20 protein-coding genes, 1 pseudogene and 1 other annotated feature are annotated in these 16924 nt (G+C 38.0%); of the genes and pseudogenes, 1 reads left to right on the top strand and 20 read right to left on the bottom strand.

Features of this window, described 5'->3' with window-relative positions:
- Window positions 1–30: 30 nt before the first annotated feature.
- The 17 genes from folD to IPU53_RS19975 form a co-directional block, all read right to left on the bottom strand.
- Window positions 31–897: a bifunctional methylenetetrahydrofolate dehydrogenase/methenyltetrahydrofolate cyclohydrolase FolD gene (gene folD / locus IPU53_RS20055; RefSeq protein WP_207452773.1), complete on the bottom strand. Its 867-nt coding sequence runs from the start codon at window positions 895–897 to the stop codon at window positions 31–33.
- Between the two features lie 148 nt (window positions 898–1045).
- The gene (gene nusB, locus IPU53_RS20050; protein ID WP_207452772.1) at window positions 1046–1432 is read right to left on the bottom strand and encodes a transcription antitermination factor NusB; all 387 of its coding nucleotides are present in this window, start codon (window positions 1430–1432) and stop codon (window positions 1046–1048) included.
- Window positions 1433–1607: 175 nt separating this feature from the next.
- On the bottom strand, window positions 1608–2021 hold the full coding sequence (locus tag IPU53_RS20045; protein ID WP_207452771.1) for an Asp23/Gls24 family envelope stress response protein: 414 nt from the start codon (window positions 2019–2021) through the stop codon (window positions 1608–1610).
- 15 nt (window positions 2022–2036) lie between these two features.
- The gene (gene accC, locus IPU53_RS20040; RefSeq protein WP_207452770.1) at window positions 2037–3392 is read right to left on the bottom strand and encodes an acetyl-CoA carboxylase biotin carboxylase subunit; all 1356 of its coding nucleotides are present in this window, start codon (window positions 3390–3392) and stop codon (window positions 2037–2039) included.
- 12 nt (window positions 3393–3404) lie between these two features.
- Window positions 3405–3896 (bottom strand): acetyl-CoA carboxylase biotin carboxyl carrier protein, encoded by a 492-nt coding sequence (gene accB, locus IPU53_RS20035; protein WP_207452769.1) that lies wholly within the window; start codon window positions 3894–3896, stop codon window positions 3405–3407.
- Window positions 3897–4409: 513 nt separating this feature from the next.
- Window positions 4410–4943, bottom strand: coding sequence for a SpoIIIAH-like family protein (locus IPU53_RS20030; RefSeq protein ID WP_207452768.1), 534 nt, complete (start codon window positions 4941–4943; stop codon window positions 4410–4412).
- Window positions 4943–5605 carry a stage III sporulation protein AG gene (gene spoIIIAG, locus IPU53_RS20025; protein WP_207452767.1) on the bottom strand — a complete coding sequence of 221 codons (663 nt, stop codon included), beginning with the start codon at window positions 5603–5605 and terminating at the stop codon, window positions 4943–4945. The genes IPU53_RS20030 and spoIIIAG overlap by 1 nt, the downstream gene beginning before the upstream one ends.
- A complete protein-coding gene (gene spoIIIAF, locus IPU53_RS20020; protein ID WP_207452766.1) occupies window positions 5589–6209 on the bottom strand; it encodes a stage III sporulation protein AF in 621 nt (206 codons plus the stop codon). The genes spoIIIAG and spoIIIAF overlap by 17 nt, the downstream gene beginning before the upstream one ends.
- Before the next feature lie 12 nt (window positions 6210–6221).
- Window positions 6222–7409 (bottom strand): stage III sporulation protein AE, encoded by a 1188-nt coding sequence (gene spoIIIAE, locus IPU53_RS20015; protein WP_207452765.1) that lies wholly within the window; start codon window positions 7407–7409, stop codon window positions 6222–6224.
- 29 nt (window positions 7410–7438) lie between these two features.
- Window positions 7439–7822 (bottom strand): stage III sporulation protein AD, encoded by a 384-nt coding sequence (gene spoIIIAD / locus IPU53_RS20010; protein WP_207452764.1) that lies wholly within the window; start codon window positions 7820–7822, stop codon window positions 7439–7441.
- Window positions 7823–7843: 21 nt separating this feature from the next.
- Window positions 7844–8047, bottom strand: a complete 204-nt coding sequence (gene spoIIIAC / locus IPU53_RS20005; RefSeq protein WP_057983258.1) for a stage III sporulation protein AC — start codon at window positions 8045–8047, stop codon at window positions 7844–7846.
- A gap of 130 nt (window positions 8048–8177) precedes the next feature.
- On the bottom strand, window positions 8178–8693 hold the full coding sequence (gene spoIIIAB / locus IPU53_RS20000) for a stage III sporulation protein SpoIIIAB (RefSeq protein ID WP_207452763.1): 516 nt from the start codon (window positions 8691–8693) through the stop codon (window positions 8178–8180).
- A complete protein-coding gene (gene spoIIIAA / locus IPU53_RS19995; protein WP_207452762.1) occupies window positions 8686–9615 on the bottom strand; it encodes a stage III sporulation protein AA in 930 nt (309 codons plus the stop codon). The genes spoIIIAB and spoIIIAA overlap by 8 nt, the downstream gene beginning before the upstream one ends.
- Window positions 9616–9807: 192 nt before the next feature.
- On the bottom strand, window positions 9808–10365 hold the full coding sequence (efp, locus tag IPU53_RS19990; RefSeq protein WP_207452761.1) for an elongation factor P: 558 nt from the start codon (window positions 10363–10365) through the stop codon (window positions 9808–9810).
- 407 nt (window positions 10366–10772) lie between these two features.
- Window positions 10773–11834 (bottom strand): M24 family metallopeptidase, encoded by a 1062-nt coding sequence (locus IPU53_RS19985; protein WP_207452760.1) that lies wholly within the window; start codon window positions 11832–11834, stop codon window positions 10773–10775.
- A 1-nt stretch (window position 11835) separates the two neighbouring features.
- Window positions 11836–12279, bottom strand: a complete 444-nt coding sequence (gene aroQ, locus IPU53_RS19980; RefSeq protein WP_207452759.1) for a type II 3-dehydroquinate dehydratase — start codon at window positions 12277–12279, stop codon at window positions 11836–11838.
- An 83-nt stretch (window positions 12280–12362) separates the two neighbouring features.
- The gene (locus IPU53_RS19975) at window positions 12363–12986 is read right to left on the bottom strand and encodes a YqhR family membrane protein (RefSeq protein WP_207452758.1); all 624 of its coding nucleotides are present in this window, start codon (window positions 12984–12986) and stop codon (window positions 12363–12365) included.
- A 111-nt stretch (window positions 12987–13097) separates the two neighbouring features.
- Here IPU53_RS19975 and IPU53_RS19970 point away from each other — a divergent pair, with 111 nt between their 5' ends.
- The gene (locus IPU53_RS19970) at window positions 13098–13448 is read left to right on the top strand and encodes an SA1362 family protein (protein ID WP_207452757.1); all 351 of its coding nucleotides are present in this window, start codon (window positions 13098–13100) and stop codon (window positions 13446–13448) included.
- 4 nt (window positions 13449–13452) lie between these two features.
- Here IPU53_RS19970 and IPU53_RS19965 read toward each other — a convergent pair whose 3' ends face one another.
- From IPU53_RS19965 to IPU53_RS19955, 3 genes and pseudogenes are all read right to left on the bottom strand, one after another.
- The gene (locus IPU53_RS19965) at window positions 13453–14337 is read right to left on the bottom strand and encodes a patatin-like phospholipase family protein (protein ID WP_207452756.1); all 885 of its coding nucleotides are present in this window, start codon (window positions 14335–14337) and stop codon (window positions 13453–13455) included.
- Window positions 14338–14558: 221 nt separating this feature from the next.
- Window positions 14559–15773: a tyrosine--tRNA ligase gene (tyrS, locus tag IPU53_RS19960; RefSeq protein WP_207452755.1), complete on the bottom strand. Its 1215-nt coding sequence runs from the start codon at window positions 15771–15773 to the stop codon at window positions 14559–14561.
- A gap of 86 nt (window positions 15774–15859) precedes the next feature.
- Window positions 15860–16113: a binding site (T-box leader), on the bottom strand.
- Between the two features lie 192 nt (window positions 16114–16305).
- A pseudogene (locus IPU53_RS19955) lies at window positions 16306–16902 on the bottom strand (vitamin B12-dependent ribonucleotide reductase); the annotation flags it as partial.
- Window positions 16903–16924: the final 22 nt, after the last annotated feature.

Below are 16924 nucleotides of genomic sequence, written 5' to 3'. Positions count from 1 at the left end.
CTCATATTCTTTATTCTATTGTACTCGTTTTTATCCATGATTGCGATGATTTAATTTATTTTTAGCCGACTTCACAGTGTTATATAATAACATTGTAATCGTCATAGGGCCGACACCACCTGGGACAGGAGTAATATATCCCGCTTTGTTGGAAACATCTGTAAAGTCAACATCTCCACATAACTTCCCGTTTTCATCACGATTCATTCCTACGTCAATAACAATAGCGCCATCCTTCACATATTCAGATGTAATCATGTTTGCTTTACCAATAGCGGCGACGACTATATCTGCCTCTTTAGTGTGTGAAGCCAAATCGGTTGTTTTTGAATGCGTATAAGTAACTGTAGCATTTTCGTTTAACAATAACTGTCCCATTGGCTTTCCAACAATATTACTCCGACCAACAATAACAGCATTTTTTCCAGCGATCGTGATTTTCTCATACCTCAACATTTCGATAATGCCAAATGGTGTACAAGGAAAAAATGTATCTTGTCCTGTCATCATTTTCCCTATATTAATCGGGTGAAATCCATCCACATCTTTTTCAGGAGAAATGGATTCTATTACCTTTATCTCGGAGATATGGTCAGGTAATGGTAACTGTACCAAAATTCCATGGATGTCGCTACGATTATTTAGTTCTACAATATGCTGCAATAATTCATTTTCGGATACATTAGTTGGCAGCTCAATTAAAATTGATTCCATTCCGATCGCTTTGCAACTTTTTTGCTTGGATGTGACATACGTCCGTGAAGCTTGGTTATCACCCACTAAGATTACCGCAAGCCCGGGCTTCATTCCCGCCGCTGTCAGCTCTTTTACTTCTTCTGCAAGCTTTTCGCGAGTTGCTTGTGCTATTTTCTTTCCATCAATTAATTTGGCAGTCATCCTCTTCCCCCTTGCATGGATTTATCTCGGTACAACCTGTCTGCTAGCCCTCCACCGATGGTAGAACTCGCTATATTTAAAGATGTCATTTGCAAGAACTTTCCATAATGATAGACACTAGCTATACTTCCTGTTGAAGGAATATAAATCAACTTTCTTTTTTGGCTTTTGAAAGGATCCCGTTAATAAATTTTCCTGATTTATCATCACCAAATATTTTTGCGATTTCAATGGCTTCATTGATTGCCACATTCTCAGGTATGTCATCATGAAATAATAATTCATACATACCTATCCTTAATATGGTGATGTCGACTTTAGCGAGACGATCCAGCGTCCAGTTTTCCAAATGTTTTTGGATTTCAGCATCAATTTCCGGTAAATGTTGAATAGTTCCTTCCACCAATTGCTGTAAAAAAGGATCCTTCTTTTCGTCTTCTAATACATTCTCGATTGCTTCTTCTGCTTCTATTCCACTTATATTCATTTGAAACAAAGCTTGTAATGCCTTTTCACGTGCAGTTCTTCTTTTCATGTAGTATGATAATCTCCTTTAGGCCCGCACAGGAGGCGGGTCAAAACGGTATTGCGATGTACAGCCCATACTTAGAGCAGGCGAAGCGATAGAATGTCGTAGCTTAGCCTGCATTAGTACGTCGCGAACTTAGCTGTTCTTCCTTAATATCTAAGTTCCTCGCGTTTTGAGTGCCTTATTCTTCAATCTCTAATTCATGTTCTAATTTATGTGTCTCAAATGCAACGCCCACAATATGAATATTGACTTCTTTTGCTTCTAAGGCAGTCATATTATAAAGTGTTTGTTTAATATTATCTTGTACCTTTTGGGCTACAGTTGGAATTGATACACCAAAATCCATTAAACAGAATACATCGACTTTAATTCCATCATCTGATAACTCGACTCGAATGCCCTTTCCATGATTTTTCTTACCTAGCTTTTCAACAACACCACTAGCAAAATTCCCTCGCATTTGCGCAATTCCATCTACTTCAGCAGCGGCAATCCCCGCGATTACCTCAATTACTTCTGGAGCGATCTCGATTTTACCATGACTTTGTTCATCATCTTGAATCATTTCCAACATATTCATTGCTTCTTCCATGCTTTGCACCCCCAATTATTTTTGGCCCATTACATCGTGGATCTCTAGAAACTTCGTATTAAAGTCCCCTTGTACAAATGTTTCATTCTCCAATAAATTTAAATGAAATGGGATGGTTGTTTGAATTCCTTCAATCACAAATTCTCCTAAAGCACGTTTCATTTTGGCAATTGCTTCTTCACGAGTTTTCCCATAAGAAATTACCTTTGCTACCATTGAATCATAGTATGGTGGGATTGTATAGCCTGGATATACACCTGAATCCACTCTTACCCCTGGTCCTCCTGGAGGCAAATACATTTCAATCCGTCCTGCGGAAGGCATAAAGTTCTTTTCTGGATTTTCTGCATTAATTCTGCATTCTATGGACCAGCCACGAAATTCAACATCTTCCTGTTTTACATAAAGTTTTTCTCCTGCAGCAACACGAATTTGCTCTTTAATTAAGTCGATCCCTGTTACCATTTCTGTAACAGGATGCTCTACTTGGATTCTTGTATTCATCTCCATGAAATAAAATTCCTGACTTCCTCGGTCATAAATAAATTCAATCGTACCTGCTCCTGTGTACTCTACCGCTTTGGCGGCCTGAACAGCAGCCTGTCCCATTTGCTCCCTTGTCTCGGGATCAATAGCCGGAGAAGGTGTTTCCTCTAGTAATTTTTGCAGCCTCCGTTGGATGGAACAATCTCTTTCACCCAGATGAATTACATTGCCAAACTGATCTGCCAAAACTTGAATTTCCACATGACGAAAATCCTCTATATACTTTTCTAAATATACTCCTGGATCGCCAAAAGCTGTTTCAGCTTCTTGTCTTGTAATTTTAATTCCCTTGATCAATTCATCTTCTGTGCGGGCTACTCGAATCCCTTTCCCGCCTCCACCGGCGGTTGCTTTAATAATCACCGGATAGCCCATTTCATTCGCTAGTTCAACGCCATCCTCAATTTTTTCAATAATACCGCGAGAGCCCGGAACAATCGGGACACCTGCTTCTTTCATTGTTTCTCTAGCTACATCTTTTGTACCCATTTTAGAGATCGCATCAGGACTAGGTCCTATAAAGATGATATTGCAGACACGGCATAATTCTGCAAAATCTGCATTTTCAGCTAAAAATCCATATCCTGGATGAATGGCATCACAGCCAGTTAATTTTGCAACCCCGACAACATTTAATGTATTTAAATAACTATCTTTAGAGGCATTGGGTCCTATACAATAGGCCTCATCAGCAAGTTGAACATGAAGTGCCTCTTGGTCTGCCTCAGAATACACAGCTACTGTCTCAATGTCCATTTCCTTACAAGCTCGAATAATTCTTACCGCGATCTCGCCTCTATTAGCGATTAATATTTTCTTTATCATAGCCCATACTCCTTACTTTTGCTTAACCAAGAATAATGGTTGACCATATTCAACCAATTGACCATCCTTGACAAGAATCTCGACAATTTCACCTTCAACTTCAGCTTCAATTTCATTAAATAACTTCATTGCTTCTACGATACAAACAACTGAATCCTCATGGACTATAGAACCTACTTCAACATAAGCAGGAGTATCAGGGGATGATGCCGTATAGAAAGTTCCAACCATTGGAGAAACAATTTGATGATATTGATCTGAAAGAGCTTCTGAAGACTTTTCTTGCTCACTATTTTGTTGAACTGTTACATCCGGTGCTTGTGCAGGGGTAGATGGTTGAGTGGCCGCTACAGGCAATGGATTAGTAGGTGGTGCTTGAATTGATTGTACGTTCGATCGTTTTTTCAATTCCACTTTAGATCCTTCATGCTTATACACAAATTCTTCTATAGAGGATTGATCAATTAATTTGATAATCTCGCGAATTTCTTCTATTTTTAACATAATGACACTCCTTAAAATTTATGAGTAGCTGCTAATATCATAATATAATACCTCATAAAAATTCAATCCTTCCTTCTCTATTATTAAAAAAAACATGAAAGTGCGTGTTCAAAAAGGAGGATAAAGAGGACCAAGTCGGATAAAAACGCTGACTTCTACGTTGCCCACAGGACGTGGGCGGTGCTAGTAGAAGTTCCTTTCCTTGATATACGAGCACAAGGAAAACTTCCTCGAATCCGCATCGCACGAAGGAAAAGTAGTTTTCTTTTCCAAGGAGCGGAAATGCAAGCCAAGCGAGCTTCCACAGGATGTGGTGACTTCGACGTTCGACACAGGACGTGTCGGTAATTAGTCGAAGACCCTTTATCTCGCAGTGTCATTTTTACCGAGGCCTGCAGGACACAGGTCACAAAGGAGTTGCGACAGGATGTCGCGAATTTAGCCTTTGATCCTTTTGAACATCCTCTGAAAAAAAGAAATGGGACGGATGGGAATCCCCCCTCCGTCCTCAGTTTATTTCGTGTCAAATTCGATATTCGGCACATAATTCGTACTGATTTCATCTTTTACAACTTTAAGGATACTCACAGCATCTGCTGCTGAATGTTCTTCTGCTTTCACCATAATATTGACTGTATGATCTTCTATTTCCACTAGTGCATCACTATATCCCAAACCTATTATACTTGTTTCAATAATATTTTCTTTTGTTGCCATTTCATCAATTTTTTCCATTTCATCATACAATTTATTTTTTTCATCTGCTGTTAATTCTTTCTCCCCTAATTGGCTTTGCAAGTTTAGCTTTTCTTCACTACGCTTATCTTGCAAATCCATGCGCATGGCTTCATAGATTTCATCACCCGCTGCTTGAGTCATGATGTCTATATCCTTATCGCTCATTTGGTTACTGGCACTTTCTGCTTCCTCTTCCCCACTTGTCGCCAAATCATTAGATGTTGGGTTCTGTAGAACATAATAGACCGATAATACGACCACAAGACTTAACATTGTTAATAGCCAAACCGTTTGCTTTTTCAAGAGCATTAAGATTCCCCCTTAGATTTTTTTGGAATAACGGCCACTTTATGAACAGGTACATTTAAAGACTTGGTTACAGCCTCTCTAATCCACTTTTTCACTTGCATATTATCTGCTCCCTCCGCCACAACCAAAACACCTTGAATATCTGGCTTTCTCGTCTCTGAGGTGAGAGGCGTTTCTTTATCTCCATTTTGGATGATAACAATCTGCTCTTCCTTTGACTGATCTTCAACTTGCCTTGTCCCCCCGTTTGTGTCGCCTTCTTGGGTTGTCTGATTTCTTAAGACAGTATCTTTCTCGTATACTTTTTTTTCTGTTCCAGAGACAGTGACAATAACGGTAGCACTTTGAACACCTACAATTGATTCCAAAGCCTCCTTTAACTGCTGTTCATACTGATCTTCAAATAATTTCATCCCATCATTTGATTCTGATTGCTTCGAACCAAATGCCTCAGAGCTTTCATCATATTCTTTATCTAGTACGGCTGCTGGATGTTCCTCTACATCACTTTTCCATAGACTACCCATGATCATAAATAAAGCTCCTAATGCAAGTAAGATGAGAAGATAGGTTGTTTTACCGCCATTTTTTCCGGGAGGCTTTTGTTTAAGGTTTTCTAATTTTTCTTTTATCCATTGAAAAGGATTATTTTGATTCGCCATCTTTTCCTGGTTCCTCCCCCGAAACAATTTCAATGACATCTTCAGGAATTTCCCATCGATTAGACAGTAAGGCTTTGATTTCACTGTTTGGCTGATTGCTTTCCTTCGGCTTTTCTTCTTTTGTATTGATATTAACTGGTTCTACAATCGCTATTTCATTTTCGGAAGGGTCGATATGAACCACCACCTGATTGATCTGTTCTTCTGGTTGATCCATATTGGCATCGGCAGAGATTTGTATGTGGTTAATTACGACCTGATAATGATCCATCAACTCCTTTTCCACTTCCTTTTTCATTTGGACAGCCATCTGATCTAATGTATATGCATCTTGTGAGGCTTGTATCTCTATTTTTTTCTTTTCTAGCAAATTTCCTGTAGATTGTTCACTTGCTTCTATCTTTTTTGTAAAAGAGGTCAACACTTGTTCATAATCACTTGATAATAATTGAAATAAAGGTGTGATAATGATGGAAATAAGCAACAAACCTGTCACAAGCTTTACGTATTTCCGCATATTATTCGCTGGCAAAAGCATGTCGATAATCATTGCTAGAAGAAGGAAGATAATAATATTCAGAATCCAATCCTTTATAAATTCCATATCCTCTCCTCCTTATCGAACCATCATCGTAATATTGCCAGATGTAATAATAATCGTCATACTAATAAAAAACATGAAAGAAACAATGGCTAATGAGGCAAACACATAAATCATGCTGTTGCTTACAGCATTTAAACAAGAAATTACTGGGCCATCTCCAAGCGGCTGTAATAAAGCTGCTGATAGTTTGTAAATAAAGGATATGATCAATATTTTTATAGCCGGAAAAGCGGCGATTAAAAGAAGAATGATGACCCCTGCAATCCCAATGGTATTCTTCAATAAAACGGAAGCCGATAGTACCGTATCAGCTGCATCAGTAAACATCTTCCCAACAACTGGAACAAAATTTCCTGTTACAAACTTAGCTGTCTTAATCGCAACCCCATCTGCAACAGCAGAAACAGCTCCACGCAATGACATCACACCGAGGAGAATCGTAATAAAAGCTCCTAACAGGCCAACACTCGCTTTCTTTAGCAAACCAGCTAATTGAGAGACCTTGATCTCGCCATTCAAAGCATTGGCGATGCTTAACAATGTAGAAAGAAATAATAGGGGTAAAACGCCGTTTTTAATCAACAAACTACTAATATTTATTAAAAACACAAGGATCGGATGATAAAAACCTGAGGAAGTAACTCCTCCAGATGAGGCAATTAAGGCTAGTAAAAGTGGTAATAACGCCAAAATAAATTGACTCATTTGGTCAATCGCTTCAATTGCATATTCACTTGCAACCCGAAAACTATTGAGCGCGATAATAATAAGGACCATAAAAATAATTGAATAGGCAACCTTACTAACAGCACCTTGTTCAAATGCGTTATGAAGAGATTGCAAAAACACACTGAAAATTGTCAAAAGCATTAAGGTGCCTAAAAGCTTTAAATTCAGTGATATTTCTTGAACGATGAACGCAATAATTCCATTCATCCAGGCTTGCATAGAGGAGGTCCCGTCTCCTTTGACAAAGTCGATCAGGGTCCCTCGTTTACTTTCGGGTAAATAATTCCCATAATTTTCAACAACTGTGTCCCAATATTGATTTAATTCCTCAAGTCCTAAATCTTCCATATAACGATCTAACGTACTCTCTTTTTCATCTTCTATAGGTTGTTCCTCTTGAGCATTAACTTGTCCGGGTTCCATGAACATAAGTATAAAGAACAAAAGAATCATCCAATGGCGGAATTTCATCTATTTCCACTCCGTTCTACAAATGCATTTTAGGCAGGCATTAGAGCAAGAATCGTTTCAATTAGAACTGTTAAGATTGGCACTGCCATCGCTAATATTAATATTTTCCCAGCTAATTCTACCTTGGCTGCAAGAGAACCTAGACCCGCATCTTTGCTAATATGAGACGTGAATTCTGCAATATAGGCAATTCCAATTATTTTTAAAATTGTCTTTACATACATAGAGTTCACATTAGCATTTGCTGCCAGCGTATCAATCATCATAATGATCTTCTGAATTTGATCAACAAGAAATAGAAATACTCCTGTTCCTGTAAATAATATAAGCAAAAAAGCAAACCCAGGCTTTTGCTCCTTAATCGCTAATACTAGAAATGTCGTAATCAGGGCGATCCCCGCAATTTGCAACATAACAATGACGGACTCCCCCTATCACTGAAATAAAAACACCGAACGGATTTTCTGAAAAAGCCCGTCAACGATTGTCACAACCATGAATAAGATATAAATAAAACCAAACAAAGTGACCCACTGGGCATATTCTTTTTTTCCCACCTGGTCAAGGATCGTATGCAAAAAAGCAACAACGATGCCGACTCCAGCAATTTTGAAGATGACATCTACCTCTATGCCCATTCTCGTAACCTCCTATTTATCCCGCATTTACGGGTAGTAAGCCCCCATTTCAAGAGTTCATGAAAAAGCATAGTAGTATATATACGGGAGATCACAGCCCTAATCCAGCTCTAGCACTAGAAATTAACCGTTATATCAATAAAATAATTATGAGCATTCCAACCAAGACTCCTAAATTCCTGGACATTTTTTCGTAAGTTTTTTGTTTCTCCCTTGCTTCCTTTTCTTCTCTACCTAAATGATTCAGTGTTAAGATAATTTGCTTTTGCTGAGACTCACGATCATGCTTCCCAAGATTAGCACCAAATTGTTGAAGGATTTCAAATTCATTTTGCTTTAAGACTGTTTGTTTCCATGCTTCTTTTAATGCCTCTTCCCATGCCTGATAAACGGTTATTTCTTCTTTCTCCAGAAAATGAGCAAACCTTTCGTAATGAACACAAATTGGATTAGGTAGCTGCTTTGATATTTTCATACATGCCTCGCCAAGTGGAGTATGACCATACATGATCTCCGTCTCTAATGTTTCAAGGGAAGCCGCAAACAATTGAATTTGTTTCGGTCTCACGCTTAATCTTCTTGCTATTTCAAATCCAATAAAAGTTGTGGCAGCTAAGATGAGGAGAGAGCCGATCAATTTAAACATGATGGACCAGCTCCGGAATTCTAATTGGTTGCCCTTTGATATCCTTAATCGCTGCAATCGTTCCAGGACCGTCTATACGAGACAATTCAATAAATCGTTCAAATACTTGTGAATCAATAATCTTCTGAAGCAATGGCCTTTTCCTCACTTCCTCAAAGGAGTGACCATGGGTTGTCATCATTAAGGCAATCCCGGCATTGACTGCTTCCATAATCGCTAATTGATCTTCTTCTCGACCAATTTCATCTACAACTAATACATCCGGACTCATCGAACGTATGAGCATCATCATCCCTTCTGCTTTAGGACACGCATCTAATACATCGATCCTTGGACCAAATTGAAGTTGCGGAATTCCATGCACACAACCGGCAATTTCTGAGCGCTCATCCACAATACCAACTTTTTTCGCAGTAAGCTTTTGATGGGATGAACCAGTTGAGATCATCCGAGCTATATCTCTTAATAAAGTCGTCTTTCCTGTTTGCGGCGCACCAATAATCATGGTGTTTTTCCAGTTTTCTTGATACAAAAATGGCAAATATTTTTCGGCAACACCAATTTTCTCCCTTGCGATACGAATATTAAATGAGGCTAGATGGCGGATCGCCTTCACATGACTGTTTTCAAGAATGACTTTTCCAGCTAATCCTATTCGATGGCCACCATCAATGGTGACATATCCCTTTTTTAATTCTTCATCCAGTGTATAAAATGAATGATTGGCTAGCTTTGCAATAAATTGCTCAGCATCTTCTTTTGTAAATATATAGGAAAGAAAATGAGGTTGTCCTTTAGCAGCTACTTCCACTTGTTTCCCAATCCGTAGTCTAATTTCCTCCATCTCATTCCATATGTGACTAGGAAGCTGAGTGATTAAATCACTGATTCGGCGAGGCATCATTTGCAACACAGCTCTCATTTGTTCCTCCCCCTCTATCAATCCTCTAACTAATATGTATTCAGCTTGTCTCTAAATATGAAATAACCTCTTAGAAAAAAACAAAAAAACGACTCTACATTCACATTTCGAATGTTAGAGTCGTTTTTTACTGTCATAGCTTATTCTGTTTAACAATCAGAAAAAATTTCAGCACCCTTAAAAATAGTTCGTTTATGCTCGCGAAACATAGCTTGCATCAGATGTATTAATAACTAGACGATCTCCCGTGTTGACAAAGAAAGGGACTTGGACCGTTAGACCTGTTTCTAATGTTGCCGGCTTCGAACCACCAGAGGCTGTATCCCCTTTTATACCTGGTTCTGTTTCACTCACCTCAAGTTCGACTGTATTTGGTAAATCAACACCTAATGTTTCCCCTTGATACATGATAAGATGAACTTCCATGTTTTCCTTTAGGAATTGCAATTCATATTCAATTTGCGCTTCTGGTAATTCAATTTGTTCATAGGTTTCATTATCCATGAACACATGCATATCCCCATTAGCATAAAGATACTGCATTGTTTTATTATCAATTTGTGCTCTTTCTACCTTTTCACCAGCACGGAATGTCTTTTCTTGAATCGCACCAGTGCGTAAATTCCGTAACTTCGATCTTACAAAAGCAGCTCCTTTTCCAGGTTTCACGTGTTGAAAATCAATCACACGCCAAATCCCTCCATCTGTTTCAATTGTAAGTCCTGTACGAAAATCATTTACTGAAATCATCTTTATTCCTCCAAATCTTAAAATATGTGTTCAAAAAGGAGGATAAAAAAGACCATGTCGGATAAAAGAGCTGACGTCAATCGCTAACGCCCGACACTAGTACATCCTGTACGTCGAGAAAGTTCAAGGCAGACTTGCGCAGGAAGTGCTGACTTCTACGTTGCCCACAGGACGTGGACGGTATTAGTAGAAGTTCCTTTCCTTGATGCAAGGGCACAAGGAAAACTTCCTCGAATCCGCATCGCACCTAGGAAAAGTGATATTCTTTCCAAAGGTGCAGAGCAGAGAAGCAAACCAAGCGAACTTGCACGTGTATGCTAACTTCGACGTTCAACACAGGACGTGTCGGTAATTATCGAAGACCCTTTATCCCGCAGGTCATTTTTACCGGACTTTTTGAACTTTTATTAAAGTATAATTAAATCTTTCGTTGAATGGGTAAGGGCTTCGTTTCCTTTTTCAGTGATCAAGGTATCATCCTCAATACGTACACCGCCTACATCCGGAAGATAGATTCCTGGTTCGACTGTCACCACCATACCCGGTTGCAGTGTAATCTTAGACCGTTTAGAAAGCCCTGGTCCTTCATGTACCTCTAATCCAATTCCATGGCCGAGAGAATGCCCAAAATAGTCTCCATATCCTTTTTCCGTGATATAGTCTCTGGCAATCGCATCCGCTTCGATACCAGTCATCCCTGGTTTAATTTGTTCCATTGCTCGTAATTGCGCTTCTAATGTCACATCATAAATTTCTTTTAAAGTAGCAGCTGGCTCTCCCACCGAAATCGTGCGAGTAATATCAGACACATACCCTTTATGGAGGGCACCATAATCCATTGTCACAAAATCTCCCTTTTCAATCTCTTTATCACTGGCAACACCATGTGGCATAGAAGATCTTTTTCCAGAAGCGACAATAATGTCGAAGGATGAAGAGGTGGCTCCACATTTTCTCATAAAAAACTCTAATTCATTCGATACTTCTAATTCGGTTTTTCCAGGTTTTATAAAATCAAGGATGTGTTTAAAGGCCGCATCCGCTATGTCTGCTGCTTCTTTAATTTTAGCGATTTCATCATTCGTCTTAATTAACCGCATATTTTCCATCAAATTCGAAACAGGGACAAATTCTGCAGAAACAGCTTGGTCGTATTGAGTCCAAGTAGAATAAGACATATAATCTTGTTCAAATCCTAATTTTGTTATACCTAGCTCTTTTACTTTCGCTGCCACCTCATCCATAATCGGTCCTGAATGAATAGAAATCTCATATTCTTGTGCCTGATTTTGAGCTTGTTCCGCATATCGAAAATCAGTAATAAAGATGGCTCGGTCCTGTGAAATTAAAGCTAAACCAGCTGTTCCTGTGAAGTTCGTCATATAGCGTACATTATATGGACTTGTCACAAACATGCCATCAATTCCCAGTGATTGAAAAGACGAACGGATTTTATCTAACTTACTCATTTTACCCTCTCCCTTGTATGTATTGCTTTAAAGCTAGAAGTGCTAATTCATAACCATATAGTCCTAAACCCGTAATTTGGCCAATAGATACAGGGGCAGTTACTGATTTACTTCTAAATTCCTCTCTAGCATAAACATTTGAGATATGCACTTCGATCACTGGTAAATCAATAGTGGCAATTCCGTCTCTCAGGGCAATACTATAGTGTGTAAACGCACCTGGATTCATAATAATGCCTGCATATCCTTTGTTTTCTGCTGCATGTAATTCATCAAGAATGGCACCCTCATAATTAGATTGGAACAGATCGATTTCCATGCTTTCTTTTTGACACAATTGATGTAAGTTTTCTTCCAATTTAGCTAACGAATCTGTCCCATAAATATCGGGTTCCCTTTTTCCCAACATATTTAAGTTAGGGCCATTTAAAACGAGTATTTTCATTTTTCTCCCACCCAAAAATCAAAATCCTTTCGCAAACACATTTTACCATAAAAAGCCAACCAGCATCTAGTTATAGTGTAGGGTCAATGAGATTCAACTTTCTTCCAGTATTGTTGTTCATTATACTCATATGAAATCGAATAGCCAATAAAAATTCCATACAAAATAAAAAAGCTCGCTTCCGTTAGAATCGTCATGATATTATAGTTCGTAATAAACTGAATGGTGGGAATAACAGGATAGAAGACTAAAAAAACAAGACAAAAAAGTGCCGCTCCGTAAACTCCTCCCCATATAATCGATCGCTTAGTTTTCAATAAAGCATAATAGCCACTCGCCACCGCTATTGAAATCAACCCATATATTAAACAAGATATCAAGATCCCCAGCCAGCCATCTTTCCAATCTCCGTTAAAAATCATTAATATAAATGATGGCTTAATCTCGGTAAAATGAAAGTAATGAGCGGCAAAGCATAATAAAGTCCCTCCAGCACCTGCAACAAAGCCTGTATAAATCGACAATTGCGTTAATGACATATAATATTGCGTGTTATATTCTCTATTGCGCACAATTCTCACCTCAGCATTATCTTGCCCATTTTCGGCTGTTACATTTATAACTGGTGAAATTTTTATTTTTTTAGTAAGATATAGATGAAGCCTTTTAAGCGAATCTTGATTTTCTAGAAGAATGATTGTTTGCATTATTGGTTTCCAGTGGAAAATGAATTAACATCTATTCTATTAACGTTCAAAATAGTATATTTGGTTTTCTTTTTGGGAATACTGTTCAATACTCCCGAGGAGGTGGCATTCTTGATCATACGGAATTGGTTATTTGGTGGAATTATCATCGCTGCTCTTATTGGATTAGGTACCTGGCTTTATTATAATCCTGCCAGTCTATTTCTTCAGCTGTTTGTCACGGTTCTCATTGCAGGAATTATTTTTCTTGTTATTCGTGCTTTTATGAGGAGAAAGAACGGTTATAAAGAAAATAGATCTTACGCGAAAGCAGCTAAATTCTCGAGAAAAAAGTATGAGCAGCCAAGGAAAAGTGCTCATACAAATAAGTCTACAAAAAGACCGCTTCGCAAAAAGTCTACAGCCCATTTAACAGTGATTGAGGGAAAAAAAGGGAAGAAAAAAGACCGTGCTATTTTTTAATCAACTAATATGTCCAAGTTTTCAAAAATTCTCTTGTTCTGATACGTCCTGTTTCAACGAGGACGTCTTTTTTTTGATCTGATAAATGAAATTCAGTCGTTAGACCCTCGCCTAACGGGATAAAAATGATGTTCTTCTCATGTCTCCTTGAGATATAGCGCGCATCATGAACGTTTTTCATGGTACTAAATAATGCCTCAAATAATGATAATGCATTTTTTATTTCTCTTTTTGGTTGTTCATCAGCTCGATAGCTAAGTTTGATTCCAAGGATAGGACGCTTTTTCTTCCCTTTCTCTTCATCAAATAACCAGATCGGGAAATTACTTAATAAGCCCCCATCCACGATAATATTTTTTCCGGACAGGGAACGTAATTTCACAGGTTCAAAGAAAAAGGGAAGCCCGCAGCTCATTCTTACAGCCTTAGCAATCGGGAATGTTTCTTTTGGAATCCCTAATGCCTCAAGGTCATCTGGTAATACGAGTAGCTTCCCCGATGAAAGATCTGAGGCAATCAGTCTTAACTTCCCCTTAGGTAAATCCGCAAACGTATACACCCCTTTATCCGCTAATGTTTGACGAATCCATTCCTCCAATGCTTTCCCTTGATATAGGCCCATCCGCCAGTATAAACATAACCATTTTGAAATGGCAAAGGGAATAAGGGTCTTTTTTTGATCTAAAAAAACGGAAATCTCGGTCTCATTCAAGAGTTTTAGAATTTCTTTGCTTGTATAACCAGCCGCTATAAAGGTAGCCATGATTGCTCCAGCGCTTGTTCCCGCCAATCTGTTAAAATTAATGCCCTTTTCTTCCAAAACCTCGTAAGCCCCTATAAGGGCATAGCCCTTAATCCCACCACCTGAAAAGACGCCATCTACATTCATTCCCTACCCCTCCTGTTACCGCCTTTTTATTATTTTAGAAGAGGAAAACATTTTTAGAACAGAAGACAGGCTTGATTATTTTATGTTATACACTTTTCAACAAAAACGTCTGATTGTTGAAGCGCATTTATATGTCTTACAGAAGAAAAGTAACTTAGTACAATAAGAAAAAAGAGCGTTAATATTGAAATATCCAATTAACGCTCCAAAATATTTCTATATTATTTAATGAAACGTATAAATCGCTTTTTACCAATTTGTAATACTTCTTCATTCATTAATACACGGTCTAAATCATCTACATTTATTTTTTCTTTATTGAGCTGTACACCATTTTGTTTAACCAATCGTATAAATTCGCTTTTACTCTTTACGAATCCTTTTTCAATTAGCTGTGGGATGATGGCTTCAACTGTTTCTGCACCAATTTCTATTAATAATTCTGGGATATCATCTGGTATTTCTTTTTTACTAAAAGCCGTTTCAAAATATGATATCGCTCTTTTCGTTTCTTCTTCTCCACAGTATAAATTCGTAATGATTTTAGCCAATTTAATTTTAATATCTCTTGGATTTACTCCTTTTTCAAGAAGCGGTTTAATGTTTTCTATTTCTTCTGGATGCTCATCCGTTGCCAGCTCAAAGTATTTAATAATTAGGCTATCTGGTACTTCCATAACTTTTTTAAACATTACTTCTGCCGGTTCATATACTCCGATATAATTTCCAAGACTTTTACTCATCTTTTCTATACCATCAAGCCCTTCAAGCAAGGGCATAAAAATGGCAATTTGCTTTTCTAATCCCCAGTGTTTTTGAAGTGTACGGCCCATAAGAATGTTAAATGTTTGGTCTGTACCACCTAATTCAATATCCGCTTGTATCTCTACCGAATCGTACGCTTGCATTAGTGGATAAAAAAATTCGTGAATTCCTATTGGTACTTGATTATTATATCTGTTTTGGAAATCATCTCGTTCTAATATTCTTGCAACTGATGTTGTTGCTGCTAATTTAATGACTTCCTCGAATGTTAATTTTGAAAGCCACTCACTGTTATAGCGGACAGAAGTTTTTTCTGAATCTAAAACTTTAAAGATTTGTTCAAAGTATGTTTTTGCATTTGCTTTAACCTGTTGATCACTTAGAGCTAGTCGACCTTTTGCTTTTCCTGTTGGATCTCCAATACGACCTGTAAAATCACCGATAATAATTACAACTTTATGACCTAGATCTTGCATCTGTTTTATTTTTCTTAATACAACTGCATGACCTAAGTGAATATCAGGTGCAGAAGGATCAAGCCCTAATTTAATAATAAGCGGAGTCTGTGACTGGTATGATTTCTTTAATTTAACCAGTAATTCTTTCTCGTTTACTATTTCTTGAACACCTTTCTTAATAATTTTTAATTGTTCTTCAGGTTTTACTATCATACTAACATCTCCTTGAAATATTTTTTCTAATATTGCAAGTACTACAAGAAGCAAAGGATAATAAAAAAACGCCCTTTTGGATTAACCAAAAGGACGATTCATCTCGTGTTACCACCTTTAATTCATAAGCAACTCACATAGCTTATCTTAGTAAGTACAGTCATTTGACGATACTTTAGCACATGATTACGGGTGCTTAACCGGTAGTAGCCTACTAAGGAAATCCTGTTCGGTACACAGCTCCAAGATGTATTCACAATCGTTCAACATGCACCTCTCATCAACCGGTAACTTTCTGTCTGTTTACATGATTGCTACTCTTTCTTATCATAGCCTTTGTTCTTATACTCCGAATGCTTTAAACAAATCTTCGTAATGCAAATACTAATTGATACATATCATATCTATTTATTTAAATTTGTCAATACGAATATCCTTGTTCATTCTAGCTCTTTTGGACATAAAAACACCCCTTTAGATAAAAATAATCTAAGGGGGTGATTTTAAATCCACATTTTGTGTTGCTTAAAATTTATAAACCACATTTTAATTGGGCGTTACAGTTGTCACAAGTATTGCATCCACCAATATCTTTAACATTTCCTTTGCGGCAGACTGGACATGTATCTCCTACCTCAGATCCAAATGTAACACTTGTTGAGCGAAGATCCTGGATTGTATCAACCAAGACTACTGGTTCACTAAACTGTAGCTGCTCACTTGTCTCCGCTGTATTATCTTCGGCTTTCAAAGTAAGGACCTGTGAATCACGACTTCCATCCACATACACGGTTCCGCCTTTTGCTCCTCCCTGGTAGAGTCGTTCATACACCTTTTGTACTTGTTCTACCGCATATCCTTTTGGTGCATTCACAGTTTTAGAAATAGAGCTATCAATCCACCGTTGAATGATACATTGTACATCCGCGTGAGCCTCTGGCGCTAGACTCATCGAAGTCACAAACCATTCTGGTAAATGATCTGGATCCGTATCAGGATTTGCTTGTAAAAATTCCTCCACAATATCTGCTTTTACTTCTATAAACTTCCCGAGGCGGCCACTGCGATAATACGTAAAGGAGAAATAAGGCTCTAAACCTGTAGAAACGCCAACCATTGTGCCTGTACTCATTTTTGTTACTCTCTAGAAA

This window comes from Bacillus sp. SD088 (genome assembly GCF_017355205.1).
Taxonomy (GTDB): domain Bacteria; phylum Bacillota; class Bacilli; order Bacillales; family Bacillaceae_C; genus Lederbergia.
The sequence above is the reverse complement of the archived record's forward strand: the minus strand, read 5'-3'. Positions and strand labels throughout refer to the sequence as shown.

Excerpts from the sequence above, each read along its gene's own strand:
- spoIIIAE (WP_207452765.1), bottom strand. The coding sequence starts at position 7,409 with ATGAAATTCCGCCATTGGATGATTCTTTTGTTCTTTATACTTATGTTC.
- folD (WP_207452773.1), bottom strand. The coding sequence starts at position 897 with ATGACTGCCAAATTAATTGATGGAAAGAAAATAGCACAAGCAACTCGC.
- spoIIIAC (WP_057983258.1), bottom strand. The coding sequence starts at position 8,047 with ATGGGCATAGAGGTAGATGTCATCTTCAAAATTGCTGGAGTCGGCATC.
- IPU53_RS19965 (WP_207452756.1), bottom strand. The coding sequence starts at position 14,337 with ATGAATGTAGATGGCGTCTTTTCAGGTGGTGGGATTAAGGGCTATGCC.
- IPU53_RS20030 (WP_207452768.1), bottom strand. The coding sequence starts at position 4,943 with ATGCTCTTGAAAAAGCAAACGGTTTGGCTATTAACAATGTTAAGTCTT.
- spoIIIAF (WP_207452766.1), bottom strand. The coding sequence starts at position 6,209 with ATGGAATTTATAAAGGATTGGATTCTGAATATTATTATCTTCCTTCTT.
- IPU53_RS19985 (WP_207452760.1), bottom strand. The coding sequence starts at position 11,834 with ATGAGTAAGTTAGATAAAATCCGTTCGTCTTTTCAATCACTGGGAATT.
- spoIIIAB (WP_207452763.1), bottom strand. The coding sequence starts at position 8,693 with ATGTTTAAATTGATCGGCTCTCTCCTCATCTTAGCTGCCACAACTTTT.
- IPU53_RS20045 (WP_207452771.1), bottom strand. The coding sequence starts at position 2,021 with ATGGAAGAAGCAATGAATATGTTGGAAATGATTCAAGATGATGAACAA.
- accC (WP_207452770.1), bottom strand. The coding sequence starts at position 3,392 with ATGATAAAGAAAATATTAATCGCTAATAGAGGCGAGATCGCGGTAAGA.
- spoIIIAG (WP_207452767.1), bottom strand. The coding sequence starts at position 5,605 with ATGGCGAATCAAAATAATCCTTTTCAATGGATAAAAGAAAAATTAGAA.
- aroQ (WP_207452759.1), bottom strand. The coding sequence starts at position 12,279 with ATGAAAATACTCGTTTTAAATGGCCCTAACTTAAATATGTTGGGAAAA.
- spoIIIAD (WP_207452764.1), bottom strand. The coding sequence starts at position 7,822 with ATGTTGCAAATTGCGGGGATCGCCCTGATTACGACATTTCTAGTATTA.
- IPU53_RS19975 (WP_207452758.1), bottom strand. The coding sequence starts at position 12,986 with ATGCAAACAATCATTCTTCTAGAAAATCAAGATTCGCTTAAAAGGCTT.
- nusB (WP_207452772.1), bottom strand. The coding sequence starts at position 1,432 with ATGAAAAGAAGAACTGCACGTGAAAAGGCATTACAAGCTTTGTTTCAA.
- tyrS (WP_207452755.1), bottom strand. The coding sequence starts at position 15,773 with ATGATAGTAAAACCTGAAGAACAATTAAAAATTATTAAGAAAGGTGTT.
- accB (WP_207452769.1), bottom strand. The coding sequence starts at position 3,896 with ATGTTAAAAATAGAAGAAATTCGCGAGATTATCAAATTAATTGATCAA.
- spoIIIAA (WP_207452762.1), bottom strand. The coding sequence starts at position 9,615 with ATGAGAGCTGTGTTGCAAATGATGCCTCGCCGAATCAGTGATTTAATC.
- efp (WP_207452761.1), bottom strand. The coding sequence starts at position 10,365 with ATGATTTCAGTAAATGATTTTCGTACAGGACTTACAATTGAAACAGAT.